The sequence below is a fragment of the Chryseobacterium sp. SIMBA_029 genome (assembly GCF_046535275.1).
Taxonomy (GTDB): domain Bacteria; phylum Bacteroidota; class Bacteroidia; order Flavobacteriales; family Weeksellaceae; genus Chryseobacterium.
In genome coordinates, this window is the sequence record NZ_JAWRXA010000006.1 from 53,319 (window position 1) to 68,607 (window position 15,289).

Annotated in this window: 15 protein-coding genes; 3 read left to right on the forward strand and 12 right to left on the reverse strand. The window is 37.4% G+C overall.

Going from position 1 to position 15,289, the window contains the following annotated elements; all coding sequences use genetic code 11:
- Window positions 1-12: 12 nt before the first annotated feature.
- Together SB679_RS12050 and SB679_RS12055 are read right to left on the reverse strand one after the other, a co-directional pair.
- Entirely contained in the window at window positions 13-921 is a 909-nt protein-coding gene (locus tag SB679_RS12050; protein WP_410702559.1) for a 1-aminocyclopropane-1-carboxylate deaminase/D-cysteine desulfhydrase, read from the reverse strand.
- Window positions 922-1,407: 486 nt separating this feature from the next.
- The gene (locus tag SB679_RS12055) at window positions 1,408-1,734 is read right to left on the reverse strand and encodes a hypothetical protein (protein ID WP_410702561.1); all 327 of its coding nucleotides are present in this window, start codon (window positions 1,732-1,734) and stop codon (window positions 1,408-1,410) included.
- A 39-nt stretch (window positions 1,735-1,773) separates the two neighbouring features.
- Between SB679_RS12055 and SB679_RS12060 the strand changes: the two genes are divergently transcribed.
- From SB679_RS12060 to SB679_RS12070, 3 genes are all read left to right on the forward strand, one after another.
- A complete protein-coding gene (locus tag SB679_RS12060) occupies window positions 1,774-1,956 on the forward strand; it encodes a DUF5522 domain-containing protein (protein WP_084681376.1) in 183 nt (60 codons plus the stop codon).
- 1 nt (window position 1,957) lies between these two features.
- Window positions 1,958-2,485: a DUF4136 domain-containing protein gene (locus tag SB679_RS12065; protein ID WP_410702563.1), complete on the forward strand. Its 528-nt coding sequence runs from the start codon at window positions 1,958-1,960 to the stop codon at window positions 2,483-2,485.
- A gap of 219 nt (window positions 2,486-2,704) precedes the next feature.
- Entirely contained in the window at window positions 2,705-4,498 is a 1,794-nt protein-coding gene (locus SB679_RS12070; RefSeq protein WP_410702564.1) for an endonuclease, read from the forward strand.
- 98 nt (window positions 4,499-4,596) lie between these two features.
- Here SB679_RS12070 and SB679_RS12075 read toward each other — a convergent pair whose 3' ends face one another.
- The 10 genes from SB679_RS12075 to SB679_RS12120 form a co-directional block, all read right to left on the reverse strand.
- Window positions 4,597-4,947 carry a hypothetical protein gene (locus SB679_RS12075; RefSeq protein WP_410702566.1) on the reverse strand — a complete coding sequence of 117 codons (351 nt, stop codon included), beginning with the start codon at window positions 4,945-4,947 and terminating at the stop codon, window positions 4,597-4,599.
- 60 nt (window positions 4,948-5,007) lie between these two features.
- Complete coding sequence (locus tag SB679_RS12080; RefSeq protein WP_410702568.1) at window positions 5,008-5,784, reverse strand: hypothetical protein; 777 nt, start codon at window positions 5,782-5,784, stop codon at window positions 5,008-5,010.
- Between the two features lie 3 nt (window positions 5,785-5,787).
- Entirely contained in the window at window positions 5,788-6,498 is a 711-nt protein-coding gene (locus tag SB679_RS12085) for a hypothetical protein (RefSeq protein WP_410702570.1), read from the reverse strand.
- Window positions 6,495-8,705, reverse strand: coding sequence for a hypothetical protein (locus tag SB679_RS12090; RefSeq protein WP_410702572.1), 2,211 nt, complete (start codon window positions 8,703-8,705; stop codon window positions 6,495-6,497). Before SB679_RS12090 ends, SB679_RS12085 begins: the two co-directional genes overlap by 4 nt.
- Window positions 8,706-8,714: 9 nt before the next feature.
- Window positions 8,715-9,206, reverse strand: a complete 492-nt coding sequence (locus SB679_RS12095) for a DUF4280 domain-containing protein (protein ID WP_034710142.1) — start codon at window positions 9,204-9,206, stop codon at window positions 8,715-8,717.
- Between the two features lie 28 nt (window positions 9,207-9,234).
- Entirely contained in the window at window positions 9,235-10,278 is a 1,044-nt protein-coding gene (locus SB679_RS12100; RefSeq protein WP_410702574.1) for a hypothetical protein, read from the reverse strand.
- A gap of 43 nt (window positions 10,279-10,321) precedes the next feature.
- Window positions 10,322-10,624, reverse strand: coding sequence for a hypothetical protein (locus SB679_RS12105; RefSeq protein ID WP_410702576.1), 303 nt, complete (start codon window positions 10,622-10,624; stop codon window positions 10,322-10,324).
- A 10-nt stretch (window positions 10,625-10,634) separates the two neighbouring features.
- Window positions 10,635-12,047 (reverse strand): T6SS phospholipase effector Tle1-like catalytic domain-containing protein, encoded by a 1,413-nt coding sequence (locus SB679_RS12110; RefSeq protein WP_410702577.1) that lies wholly within the window; start codon window positions 12,045-12,047, stop codon window positions 10,635-10,637.
- 34 nt (window positions 12,048-12,081) lie between these two features.
- Complete coding sequence (locus tag SB679_RS12115) at window positions 12,082-13,056, reverse strand: DUF2931 family protein (protein WP_410702579.1); 975 nt, start codon at window positions 13,054-13,056, stop codon at window positions 12,082-12,084.
- A gap of 236 nt (window positions 13,057-13,292) precedes the next feature.
- A complete protein-coding gene (locus tag SB679_RS12120; RefSeq protein ID WP_410702580.1) occupies window positions 13,293-15,224 on the reverse strand; it encodes a type VI secretion system Vgr family protein in 1,932 nt (643 codons plus the stop codon).
- Window positions 15,225-15,289 lie beyond the last annotated feature (65 nt).

A 15,289-nucleotide genomic window follows, 5' to 3' on the forward strand; every position in this document is an offset into this window, starting at 1 on the left:
TTTCAATTTTACTTATATAATTAAATTTCTATTTTGTCTCTTTAAAAGCAAATTTGCTCCTTCAATTCCCTGTAATCCTCCGGTATGAAAGCACAGAATTTTACTGTTCTCAGGAAAGTATCCTTCATCGATGAGTTCAACCACCCGCTGCATCATTTTCCCTGTATAGATCGGTTCTAACGGAATTCCAAATTTCTCTTTAAAATCATTAATAAAACGGATGTTTTCATCTTTTATTTTACCATAACCGCCCCAACATGAATCTATTAGATTAAAATTCTTCTGCAAGGTTAGTTCAACAATTTTATTTTCCAAAGAGGAGTCGTCTACGACTTTAAACCCTATAACTTTCTGATAATCTTCACAAAATCTGGATATCCCGGCAACGGTTCCTCCGGTTCCGACTGCGGTGCAAAGATAATCAAAATCTTTTGTTTCGTTATTGAGCATCATTTTCACGCCTTCTACAGCCTCCTCATTCGTTCCACCTTCAGGAATAATCAATGCTTCCGGGAATTCCTGCTGTAAAAATTCGGATAATTTTTCTTTGTTCCGATATTCTTCCCGGGTTACAAATTTCAGATTCATTCCTTTTTTAAAGGCAAAATATAAAGTGGGATTATCTTTCCATTTGTTCTGGAGTTCCTCCCCTCGTATAATTCCCAGCGTTGGAATTCCTGACATTTCCCCAACGGCAGCAACGGCAGCAATATGATTGGAAAAAGCACCACCAAAGGTAATGATATAAGGTTTTTCAGAATTCTTATTTGCATAGGTATTCACATTATAAAACAGCTTCCAATATTTATTCCCTGAAATTTCAGAATGCAAAAGGTCTTCTCTTTTCATGAAGAGGCCTACATTTTTATTGACTGGGATTTCCTGGATGGGTACAGGTTCGGATGGAATTTGTAATAACATTTTTGTGGTCAATGATAAATTAATGAATACGAAAAAATTAAAGTTTACAAAATTAGTGTTTTTTAAAGTTGAAGGTTTGTTTAGAGATAAAAATCATGAAAAATTTGAATGTGTTTTTTATTACCAGGGATTGCACAGATTTTCACAGATGTCTGGGGTTATGTTTGTTTGTGGAAATAATATTGGAAATTGATCCTGATTTTTTATTACCACAGATTACACGGATTTTCACAGATGTTTGGGGGTATATTTTTGTGGGATTAAAATGTATATTTTAGCTAAAGCCAGAGGATTTTTTGTTTTTTATTTTAAGCGGGTTAAAACCCGCTTCTATTGATGTTTATTTCAAAAAATCTTTAATCTTTAATCTTTAATCTTTAATCTTTAATCTTTAATCTTTAATCTTTAATCTTTTATCTTTTATCTTTAATCTTTAATCTTTAATCTTTTATCTTTTATCTTTTATCTTTTATCTTTTATCTTTTATCACAAATATTTCCGAAAGCCCCAGAATTTTCTTTTATTCAGATAATGTAAATCATTTTCATGGGCATAGGCTTCTCTTTCAAATGAGATTCTTTTATAGGCCAGATAGCTGTCTTTTAGGGTAAAAAACCAGTAATAATATTCAATTACGTAAAAAATATAAAAGAAAATAACCAGCATTTCCAGCTGTTGTCTCAAATGGATTTTTTCGTGATTGATAAGTTCTTTATTTTCCTTATCTTCGGGTTTCCTTATGAAGATAAAGGGAAAAAGAGCAATGCCGTTAATTTTAAGTTTTTTTAATGGCTTTTGGCATACAATTATCATATAACAAATATAAAAGTTTTTTGACTTAAGATTTAACTTATGGCCCATTTTGATATCAAAGAACACGAAGACTTTTACTATAATGAACAGGGGTACAAGGTTTTCACAGAAAAATTCCATTTAAAAAGGGGACATTGCTGTAAGAGCGGCTGCAGGCATTGCCCTTATGGATACGATAAAAAGACTGATACATTCATTAAAAACGATAAAAAAAATAAATAAAATGAAAAAATATATTTTTATTTTGTTAGCCTCGGCTACTTTGGGCCTCACATCGTGCAGTCCTTTCCAGGTACGTTCTGATTATGCCGACACTGCGAATTTCAATTCTTACAAGACCTATAAAATAAGAATCGACGATTTGAAACTGAATGATATTGATAAGGACAGGGTGTTAAACGAACTGTCTAAACAATTACAAAGCAAAGGTCTTCAGTCGGGTGAGAATCCTGATCTGATCGTGAATGTAAAAGCAAACCACAAAAAAGTAACCGATATCAACAGCAGCACTCCTTATGGAATGTGGGGATGGGGCGGTCCTTTCGGATGGGGCGTTGGAATGAGCAGAACCTGGACCAGCAATTATAACGAAGGTGCCATTATCGTTGATCTTGTAGATGCAAGAAGTCAAAAATTGGTTTGGCAAGGGATCGGAAGCGGAATTTCAGTAGATTCTCCAAAAGCAAAACAGAGACAGATTCCGGAAATCATGATGGAAATTATGAAAAATTATCCTCCTCAAAGAAAATAACAGGATTTAAATCAATCATTATATTAATAAAGCCAGTGCAATTTTTTGTGCTGGCTTTTATTTTTGCCTCACAATCATTTCCATATTCATTATAGTGATATTCTTACACTAGAGGTTATCTTTTGGTTGAATTTAAATGCAATACTTATTAAATTTAACAATAATGTAATTTTTCATTCAAAAAAATATAGTAATCTTACGGTACATTATAATATTACTATGAAAAAACTTATCTTATTTCTTGTATGGGCCGGAACAGCCAATGCTCAGGCTCCTACAGGATATTACAGCTCCGCCAACGGATTATCAGGTGCCACTTTAAAGACGGCATTGAGCTCAATTATCACCAATGGACATCAGGATAAAGGGTACAACGGACTTTGGACCGCCTATAAAACGACCGACATCGATAAAACGTATGAAAATGACGGTTCTATTATGGATATTTATTCTGAAAAACCGACCGCAACAGATCCTTATAAGTTTACGCCGGGTACCAACCAGTGCGGTACGTATTCCGTGGAAGGAAACTGCTATAACCGTGAACATATCATTCCTCAAAGTCTTTTTAATCAGGCTTCACCAATGGTTTCTGATATTAATTTCATCAGGGCAACGGATGGAAAAGTGAACGGGATGAGGTCTAATTATCCTTTCGGAAAAGTAGGAACAGCCACTTTTACGTCTCAAAACGGTTCTAAGCTTGGAAGCTCTGCTTCGTCGGGATATTCCGGAGTTGTTTTTGAGCCGATTGATGAGTTTAAAGGCGATGTAGCCCGAATGATCTTTTATTTTGTGACCCGTTATCAAAGCAAACTTTCTACTTTTTCTTCAGGTGACATGCTGGGAAGTAGTGCTTTCCCCGGCCTTCAGACCTGGGAGCTGAATGTCTTACTGGCCTGGCACAATCAGGATCCTGTATCTCAGGCTGAAATTGTTAGAAATAATGCCTCTTATGCGTATCAGGGAAATAGAAACCCATTCATTGATAATCCGAGCTACGTGAATCAAATCTGGGGTTCTCAGCAGCCTGCATCAGACACTCAGGCTCCTACTACAGCTACTAATCTTAGTATTTCAGCAAAGACCTCAAACAGTATTTCTCTTACGTGGAATCCCGCTACAGATAATGTTGGAGTTTCTTCTTATGCTGTTTATATGAACGGAAGTTTACAAACTACAGTGAGCTCTACCTCAGCAACGATCTCCGGATTAACTCCTTCAACGGGTTATAATTTCTATATTGTGGCAAAAGATGCTGCCGGAAATTCTTCATCCAACAGCTCAACAGTTTCCGGAACAACCAATGCAGGCACTGTTCCTTCTACCAACTGTGTGAATGAAACGTTTGAAACGATCCCCGCAAGCAGCGCTTCTTACACTACAAGAACATGGACCAATAGCGGTATCACATGGACTGCAACGGATTCAAGAACAGATCAGACGATTTCTAATAAAGCCATCACGGTAAGAGATGGCTCATTAACTTCAAGCAGCTCAAGCAATGGTATTGGTTCTCTAACGGTAACTACGCAGCTTAAGTTTTCCGGAAGCAACAGTACCTTCACCGTAAAAGTAAATGGTACGACCGTGGGAACAATTCCTTACAGTGCCACGGTAGCCACTACGACTATCAGCAATATTAATATTTCAGGAAATGTTGTTGTAACGCTGGAAAATACTTCGTCCGCCAACCGTATCGCTATTGATGATCTAAGCTGGACATGTTATTCGGGAGCTGCTAAACAAAGTCAAAATATTTCTACTGCGTTGACTGAGGATTCTAAAGGTCTGCAAATCTACCCTAACCCGATTTCACATCAGGAAATTTTTGTGAAAGGGAATACGGAAGGTATCAGAAAGGCGGTAATCTATAATCTCCAAGGGAAAGTAATGGAAAGTATTGACCAGCCTTTTACAGGAAATAGAAATTCCATTAGAATTAAAAATCTTGAACAGGGAGTTTATATTTTAATGCTTGATACGACCTCTTTAAAGTTTATTGTAAAGTAAAAACATAGGGTAATAAAAAAATCCTTCTCTTGATTAAGGAGAAGGATTTTTTATTTAAAACCGATGCTTATTTTATCAGTTTCTAAACTTTTGTTCCGTTATTTACGTTTTACATATTTATTTTCAATGCCTTCGTACGTGATGATCAGAGTATCATTTTTGATGGTATAGTGACTTTCGTCTTTTTCACTGGCTTTATCTGTAGAAATGATTGTATTGTTCTGAGCAGTATAGGTAGATGGGATGATGTTTTGCGAATTTCCCTGTCCTACATACTGGACGAATTTTCCGTCTTTGGTAAATTCCAACACAATTTTCCCGATAGGCTTTTCTGTCTGGGCATCTTTAAGGGTTCCCTCCCACTGACCCCAAAGTCTGGGATCTTCATTCTTTTGCGAATTGCACTGCAACGCGGCTAAACAACTTAAAAAAATTAAGAAGTATTTCATTGTATTTATTTTTAAGAGTCTGCACTCGGTGAATCTTCGCAGATTTATTTTCTGATGGCTTTATCGTATGATTTCTAAAGGTTCGCCTTGTTTTTTTCTGTGGAAAAACAAAATCAAACTGATTCCTAATCCATTTTCATCTTTAATTTTCGGATCGTAGGTAAATCCTGGTAATTCATTAGGCAATTTAACACTTGCCAACTTTCCACCTGCATAAAAAACCAATTGATATAAATCATTGGGCAAAGCTGTTAAGTGTTTAAATTTTGAATGAAAAACATCTGAAGTGTTTTTTTCATATTCAATATAATAAGCAGCGGCAAATTCTTTATCCCGGTCAGTGTATATTTTATTGTATTCTTCAATATTTGAAGAGGTGTAAATATTCAAAAGTTTGGAATTCCATTGCAATATTTCCGACAAAAGTTTTTTTCCGTCTTCTTTTTCTATGCTCATTGAATTTTTCCAACCTGTATTTTTATAAGGAATCTTTGCGTTGAAAGTACCTTTATGGATGAAGGCAGGGAGCTGCTGTTTATCTGAAATGGAAACTTCTTTTCTTTCCAGGATTTCTATCCTGTTATCATCATCTGCATCTACGGAATGTATACCGACTTCCAATTGTGCTTTTTCAGACAGTGTTTCATGATTTTTGTAAGGCAGAATTTTCACTTCAAAAGACTGAATTCCGGCTTCCAACATATATTGATTTATTGGCCAGTCCACCCATATACTCCCATTTTCTTCATAATGACAAAAGACTAGAATATCATTAATTTTCAATTCTATCAAACAATAAAATGCTTTTATCTCAAAGTTATATATAGGTTTGTTCATTGTTTATATTTTTGTTGCATTGTTTCTATACTCTTTCAATTCTCCATCACTATGGCTTCCTTTATCAAATATTTTATAAAAGCCCGTTGTTATCAACAATTTATCATAAGGAATTCCTATGATTGTATTTTCTTTTTTACTGTATTCTACCTGATTTCCAAATTTGCCATTTAAGAGGGTTGATGGCATTTTTTCGTTTGTTAAAAACTTCTCTATTGACGGATACAATGTATTAAAATCGATATTATAATAATCATCAATCTTAATCATTGGGTATTCCTGTTTTTTAGGAGCAGGCAAGATTTTATCATACCATTTTAGTGGTTTTTTGTTTATAATTACAGGTTCTTTATTTAGAAAAATTCTGTATTCTTTATTATGATACTCACCATCAAGAGGTGGTGTGTTTATAAAAAAAACAGCTTCTATGCTATTCCAGTTGACAACAAAATCCTTAGAATAGGTAACAATCGTAAAGGATTCATTATTATAAAGTATTTTTCCTTTATATTTATTAGCTTCTTCTTCTGTCTGAAATTTTCCTGTACTCATAAAAGATGAAATAAACACAAAAATAAAAACTGCCATGGTAAGTAAAACCACTCCCCATATGAGAACTCCTTTCACTTTATTTACGTACAATATATACAGCAATACACCACAAATTAATATAGGAATGAGTGAGAAAATAGCTCGCATATAGTTTATTTTCATATGGTATATTCTTTTTCCGATTTTGCAATTGGTTCATCGGGCTTTTCTATAATAGTAAAATCTTTCCGGTAGCTTTCATTATATTTCATTCCCTGTTTTATAGAATATACAACAATTGTAGCTTTAATACCAGTAAATTCTAATTTATGTTGGCTGTATTGTCCTTTTTTGTCTGAACTGATTTCATAGGTATACACAAAAGAGGTTGTTCCTGAAGCCTCGCCTTTCCATTTTTCAACTTTTACTGTTTGTGGTTTCCCATCTGGTTCAGGGACTATTACTGTCACAAACTCTGTACTTTTAGCGCCTCCTTTAATGGCAACTCCGGCCTCAATCTGAAGTTTTCTTGGTCCAGGTCCAAAACCTTCTATTTTATTATAGGCCATAGTGAGCTCTCCTCTTGCTTCCAAAAAAGCTTCAAATATTACATATATTGTAAATTTATATTTGGCTTCCAAAACATTTTTGATCCAGTCTGCGATCTTCCCTCCCAGTCCCATAAACTGAAGTAATGACATTAGATCTACTCCAATCTTGAATTTAACGATGGGCTTTAATGCTACTCCACCCGTTATTTGTGTTACAACTTGCTGGGTATTTCCTATTTTCCTATTTGTAAATCTAAGGGCTAAGGCTATATTGGGAGGTTCTACATCAAAAGTCCATTTAATGCCTGGTCTGACTTTATATTCTAAATCCTGACTCTCCTTGTTACCAGCATCAAACATCGAAAGATATTCATTGAGTTTATAATAAAAATCAATAAGTCTTTTAATCTGAGATTTTGTCCTGCCTAATTCAATTGATGATTCAATATTATCAACTTTTACTTTAGCCTGAAGTCCAAAGCCAAATCCCCCTTTTGTGTGTATTAATGTTTCTACCTCATCCCGAATTAACTTTAAACTTTTTTCTTTGTTATAACTCGTTAAAGATTCTTGCTTGGTAAATTTCAGGTTTCGTTCCCTATTATAAGTGGGAAGCATTGTTAAGACAAATGCAACTTCTCTTTCTACATTGGGATATACCACTATCTCAATAGGGTTACCAGGTTGTGCACAGGTTCTGCTCACCACTCTATAGGTAGTTGGAGAATCCGGGGTAATAAAAAAGACTTCCGGACTTGTCCTCAATAAGACCGTATTAGCACTTGCCTGAATAGGTAGTGCATAATTATCTCCTTTCAGAATTTCTGTTCTCTGCTTTTTTCCATTGATATAAATTTCAACTTCTTTTTTATGGGAAGGTTTTGTAAAGCATCCCTTATTGGTTGTTTTTTCAAATGTTAAATCAATTGTTTTTCCTTCTTCATTGCTTTTTGCCAGTGTTTCATATCGTGTAATATTTTTCTTCTGTAAAGGATCATATAATGTAAAGTCAAAGGCATCTTTATTACTATCCTTATCATGAACAATGATTTTATCATATCTGCACGGCTCGTATCTTTTAAAATTTATATCCGGTTTATCAACTTTGGTAGGGGTATGGTTGGTGGGTGTTTCTACATTTTTACTGACTACCTGATTTTTTATTCTAAGAAACCGGGCATGAAGCTTATCCTTACCGTCACTTACATACTGGCCGGAAGCATCTTTTACTTTTACATAGAACTCTTCAGTCGCATTGGGTCTTTTTATTTTTCCAAACCATTTATAGGTATTCCCCATTTTCAGGTTGACCTCCCCATCTATTACCTGAACATTGGTGTAGGTGTCCATATGCTGGTCATCATCTGCCCCACCACCGCCAGGTACGCGTCTGTAAACGTCTACAATCAATTTATCTCCATTGAGTCCTTCTGTTTCAAGTCCTAAATACACCAGATGGCCATAGGAGAAAACATAGGTTTTTCTGACGTCTTCTGCATCCGGTTTTGTACACCATTTGCTGGTGACTATTTTTTTCGTTGCCGTCCCGAAGACATCAAGACCTGTATTGGCTTTAGGATCTTTTTTACCGGACAGGCTTGCTTCTACGTAATACCGGTAAGAACCTGCCAGTTTTGAAGGTATTTTAATGATGTAGCTGTCTTTTGAATCCAATACCCGTGTATCCAACGGTGTTTTCCTGTCCTGTGCAAAACACAGCCAGGTTACTTTTTTATTTTTATCAGCTTCTGTGGTTCCATCATGCCAGTGGTCTACAACCAGATATACACTGGTACCGACTACCTGCTGCTGCTTTATACTTTTTATCCCTTTTGCCATGGCTTACCGTTATTGTTTCCCAAATTCTATACCTTCATTCTTAGGCTGTTTGCTGTACATTGATTCAGCATCGACCAAAGGGTTGATCTGCTGCTGTACATCCTGATCAGCATTTTTAAAATTCTGCTGGCCTGCTTCGGCTCTTTGTCCGTGGTCGATAATTTCAATGCATGGAGTTCCTGCAATGGCACACACCGCCTTACTGTCTTCCAGAATGATATATCCGCCGTTACTGAGCTGTACTTTTTCATAAAACTTCTGCCATTCGGTGACCATAATTTTGCATGGCGGTGGCGGCACCCCCATTTTCATACAGTTTCCGAACGTATTTTTCTCAAATGTTGCGGCTCCAATTTCTTTTGTGGTAACGATCAGTTTTTTGGCCGCGCTTTTATCATTGGCATATTCTTTCTGATGGGTAAGTACTTTAAGCTTATCCGGAAGCTGTCCGAACTGGCATTTGCACATAGCGCCTTGTACTACAATATGTTTTTCTGCCATATTAATTTATCTTTAGTGAAGTGGTCATTTAATTTTCATCTATCTCTGAAACGGATGCAGAGATTTTCTTTTCTTCCTCCAGCATAATGCTGCATTCTAAGTAGAGCGATTTCGGCAGCGAATATTCTCCATTCAGATAACACATTAATCTGAAAGTTCCCTGATGATTCATTGTTGGATCCTCATCAATAATCAGTGAGAAAGGCGACCGGTTTATAAAATCATAAACGGTTCTTTCATCATTCAATCTTCCTTGTCCTTCTATATTAATAAGACCGTATTCATCTTTTAGAGGGTCTATTTCCAGCTGTATTCCATACTTGGGCTCTACCGGATTATTAACAACCGGAAAGGTTTCTGTGAGCTCTGTTTGATAGTCCTTTCCAAAACTTTGATAGATTCCGAAAAATAAAGAGCGGAGGAAATAGTCATTTTTCAGATAAAGGCTTATTCCGGCCGGCTGCAGTATTATTTTTTCAATTTTTTCACAGTACTGATCTACGGTTTCTCCATCGAATTCTTTGTAGACTTCTTCTTTAACGCCCGCCCATCTTTCTTTAAAAACCGAAAGGTTTTCGATATCATTGAATTTTCCGGTCTCATCTACACTTACCTGAAGCGGATACAGAACTTTAGATGTTTTGTATGCCAGAAGATCTGCAATTTCATTCACTTCTTCTTCATTCAGATACAGATTGGAAGTTCTGTCGATTTCAAAAAAATGCAGTTTATTTTCTGTATTCAGCCACCGGACAGAGGTTTCATATTTTAATTCATTTTTACGGTCGCCACTTTCAATAGTAATAGTCACCCCATATCTGGAAAATGCCTTTTGAGGCTGGAATACCAGGCTGTTTCCCCGTCCGAATTCCACCAACCTGCTTTTATCTATAACGGCTGTTCTCGGGACAAAAATTTCTTTCTGACCGGTAAGATCAATCAGGATCATATCTTTAACATCGCAGCAGTTGTTATGAAAGCCTTTTACCACATCGGTGGACAGATTGTATAGAGAAGCTATACTTTTTAAGGTTTCATTTTTCTGAACGATATGTTTGTTAAATTTCTCCATACTGATGATCCCATATCAGAAATATCCTTTCTGCGGGTAGATTTTATTTAATAGTGGCGATGTATATACCCAGAAAAATAATTCCTGCTATGAGCAATATGCCATTTGTACTTCTGTTTTCTTTATTTCTTCCTGTGAAAAAACTCACAATCATTTCTATCAAAATGAACAGGCACCAAAGGACTCCCCAGCTGATATTCAAAACAAGATCCATAGGAATTGACATGCCATCATTTCCTCCTATCGACTGACGGGGATTAAACCAGGAATCCCAGTGAGCATAGCAGTAGATCAGCACAAAGCCGATCAATGCAATTCCTATTCTTACCGCGAGATGTTTCTTCATATTGTAAAGATTAATGCAATACTCTTACTCTGTCTGATGTAGGATCCATTCCGATGCCTTCTCTCCTTGCAGACCAGTGAAGATACTTGTTTCGGAGGATTCGGAGATCATCCTGTTCTTTCATCTCCTTCTGGTAATCCGCGTATTTTTCTTCCGGTATGGAAGCGCCTCCATAAGCTGTTTCAATATCTTTATATCTTTTAAAGGTGTACTGTTTTCCGTTTTCCATTGCATAAGGTCTCAGACGGTCTTTTACCCTTACGAGTAAAGGATCTTCTGAAATAGAATAGGTTTCCGCAGTCAGTTTTTTTACGGTCAGCGGAACTGTTTTCTGGACTCCATGCTCAGCCATAAAGTGCAGCGGAATGTAGCTGTATGTCTTTACTAATTCACGGGTTCCTTTTAGTGCCAGATAAAACCCTGGCGTGATAGTAAGCTGATCTTCTTTATACCATGCGTCTGCAATAAGCTGGCTTCTTAAAGCCTTTAATTTCGCACTGGTTGTCCATGAAGTTTCAATCTCTTCCCAGCTCTCCTCTCCATTCTCATAGGCGCCTCCGACGTCGCAGTGTACCCCGGGAAATGTTTTCTCTATGCCAACATGCACATTGGTAAGATCAAAATTTTCTCTATGTTCATTTTCTGCTACAAAATGAATAACGGTCTGCGCTTTTCCGATATCATTTAAGCCCAGTTCTTCCACATCATTACTAAAATTAGGCACCGGATTAAGGTATTTTGAATAGGAGGATACGGTATCATAAATACCTAGAAATCTTATCCTCAATACATCCACGGTAATTCCTGCTTCTTGTAGCTTAAGTCCCAGATGTCCCCATTTCGGAAGTTCTTCTTCGGTTACACTGTTACCGTCACTGTCATAGCGGGAAGTAACCGTCATTCCTTCATGGGAAACCGTTGTGGAGCTTGCTTTATATTTTGCTTTGCCTATTTCATGCACAAAATTACGGGCGGCGGCGGCACCGCGGCTGAAACCGAAAACATCAAAAGTAAGGACTGCAATTTTATCTGCTTTTTTTGAGCTTTTGATATTTTTCACTTTTTTCACAATCTCTTCACAGCCTTTTCTCACCTTTCCACGGATTCCGGTATCGCCGGATCCGAAGGCATATCCCATCATGGAATCTTTTTGTTTATCTTCGGTACCAATTCCTTCGATATAAATGCCGGAATTTTTATCGTAATTATCCCACAAACGTGCTACATTGCTCCAATCGTTGTTGTAGCTGTTATTATCCGTAGGATTGCCTCCATTTTTCTTGTATTCAGGAGTTTTCTCCCTTCTTTCGATGGTATTGGTTTTATTATTCAAAGTCCCGTCAAAAAACATCCCGAGGGTAATGTCTATCACTTCCTCTTTGGTTATTTCTGGGGTATATTCTCCAAATTTATTATTGTGCATCGTTTTTATTTTACAATTGATAATGAAAAATACGCTATTCTATTTTCCTGGATAATCGGATCTTTGCCTTGGTAATGGGAAGTTCCTGTTTTTCGCTTTTTAAAGACAGCGTTGCTTTGGTATTATCTTCATTAATTTTAATGACAAAATCGATATTCTCTTCTTTACCGAATTTTTGAAAAAGTTCAAATATTTCTTTCTCATCGAAAGCATCCACCCACATCGCATATCTGTTGTTGGTTTTATCTTTCCAATAAAAACCGCAGAATTTCGGAACGGCTCTTTTTGTATAGGTATCAGCTTTTAAGCTTTCTCCAAAAAGATTTTCCTGTTCACCGTTATAGGCTGTAAATCCGAAATCTATCCATTCTCCGCCTTCCTGCAGTATAACTGAAGGTTTCCAACTGTACTTTTCTCTGTACAAATCATAAATTTCTGCTGCGGGATATCCCTGTGCTGCTATTTTCTGCCGTACTTCCGGTTTAAATGTTTCATAGGAAGGATCATTCAGCATCCGGTCTGCAAAGCCGTCTTTCAACATATATTTTGCATTTTCGTAGGCTTTTTCTTTGGTAATAATGGTATCATGCGCCTGAAAAACACCCACTTCTTTCTGGTTTCCGGGGCCGTTTATCCATAACACGACTCTTCCTTTTGGAGCTAATCCTACTATAAAATTAGTGTAGGTGGCTTTTTTATGGGTATCCTCATCTATAAAACCGTTATCAAACAGTTCTTTTATTTTTTTCTGATCCAAATCCCATTTCCCGGTGTAAAATTTTCTTTCTACCAAAGAATACCAGGTAAATTCCAGCTGATGCGGGATTCCCATTTTGCTGGGTTCCACGCTCATAGTTCCGCCTTCATTTCCCCAGCCTGTATTCTGGGTTCCCCAGATGGCATCAAAACCATACTTGAAATCGTCGGCAATAATAGCTCCGCTATAGATTTCCATGGGATATTCCTGAGGTGCAGAAATGGTTCCTAACCAACTGTATTTTTCTTCCATTTTTTTATTTTGACAACTTATTAACGAGAAACTGCAGAGAACAAAAAGAAGGAGAACTTTTAATTTATTTGTTTCCATGAGACGTTATCTTTTTGTTGCTTGCCAGAACGAGGTTTTGTTTTTGTGCTTCTACATTAATTTTTTTCGCGATTTTTTCAACCTTTTTTCCCACATTCAAATGATAAGAGTCTGTGACTTTTATGTGTATATTTTTTGCGGTCTTTATAATAGCCATATCAGAAAAGTTTTGATTTTTCAGCGCTGTTGAATTCCACAATCTTTCCGCTCTGCATCGTCATATTTTCCATCTCGCTGAACATTGATATTTCTCCGGCTATTTCATTAGAAGTTTCCGACTGTCTTTTGAATTCTTTATCTACCATTTCTGTTCTGGTGTCAGAAGACTCCCGGATGTCACCTGTCGCAGTCTGTACGATATCTTTTCCTGCCGTAGAAATAATATTTTCATTGGCAGAGCTCGTGATGCTTTCTCCCGCACTCACTGAAATTTCTTTTCCAGCCGTGATATTGATATTTTCCCCGGCATTCAATGTAAAGTTTTTAGGAGCGTTCATGCTGATATTTCCCTTACCGTCCATGAAGTAGATATTTCCGCTTGGATCCACAATCTTCACACTTCCTTCTTCATCATTCATCAGAATTCTGATTCCGCTTCGGGTCTGGATGGATTTCAGATGATTGTTGATTCCACCGCCCAAGCCTGCTTCGCCATGGAACATTCCGCCCATGACAAATGGTCTGTCGGGATGGTTATGTACAAAATTAACCATCACCTGATCACCAACTTCAGGAATGGCAACATACCCTCTGTTTTGGGTAATCTGGTCTGTACCTCCTGCGTCCGGACTCATCATGCGTATAAAATGAGTCGTATCATTCGTCTGCCAGTCAAATCTCACCTGTACTCTTCCCTGGTTTTCAGGATCGGTATTTGAAATGACGGTAGCCAGTTGCGGTTCTGCAATAGGTGTTTTATAATCGGGTTTGGGTAGGAAACCTGTATCGGCTGCTATTCCTGCAAAACTTCCATGGTAATGGCCTATAGTGTCTATTTCATGAATCGTTTCCGTGATCATGATTCTGGTAAAATAGGACGTTTCATTCGTATCGGTTTTGCGCATCTGAACATCCACAGCACAGCCGGGATGTAAAAAAGGAACGGTAGTATTTCCTGATAAAGAAAAAACATTCACCGCTTCACTTCCTGAAGCACTTTTTTGTGAGTATTCCACATCAAGATGAGTCGATGCTTTGATCGGAGCCATCTGAAGAGCGGGTGTTTTATAAATGCTCTCATTATGATTATAAGCTGTCTTTGCCAGATCGCTTACATGCTGAATAGGAGTTGCGCCGGATGTAAGTTTTTCGTTTTTACTGCTGTTATACCCATAAAACTGCGGTTTTGTGTGAACGGCTTTCAATTCTACTTTAATATCGTTGGCACTGCTTCCGTACGTAAGGGTGATCGCTTTATTCTGAGGGGGAAGTTTCCCGAAATGCAGGACTTCTCCGTCATAGTAAAACTGCTCACCGTATGCTTCAGCCATTCTTGCCAGATAATTATAATGAGTCTCGTTATATTGGCTGCTGTAGATGATCTGGGAAAAATTATTCGCGTCAACCCTTATGTCAAACCGGCTTTTATCGATGCCCTGTTTAATCACTTCTTCGGCAATAATTCCGACATTTACAGGCTGTACTCCGCCAAAGCTTTGGATATGAGGCGCTCCATCCAACAGGATCGTTGGACTGTATCCGGAAAGTATGATATTCCCCAGGCTCATTTTCTCCTGGCTGAATCCTACTGCGGTGATCACTCCCACAAAAGTTCTTTCCGGGCTGTTATTGATATCCTTATATGAAATCACCGCTGTCAGACGTTTTCCAAGAAATTTATTGGCTTCTTCCAGTGCGTGGGTTTGTCGGTCTCCAAGAGTATCGTGTGCCAGGGTAAGAACAAACTCATGATGGCGCTGTGCGCTTTGTGTGAGTTTAAAATGCTTATAGTATTTGATCATTTTCCCTTCTATAACGAGAGAAAGCTTAACCAAACGGTTGATCCCTATATGATGATTCTCGGATACTCCGTCAGCATTTTGTGCGGGACGGAATGACGCACCCCTTGAGTTTTCAGGTGTGGTAGACATAATTTGTAAGTGATTTTATTAAAAATTATAAAATTATTCAATCATATGGGAATTTTTGAATATGA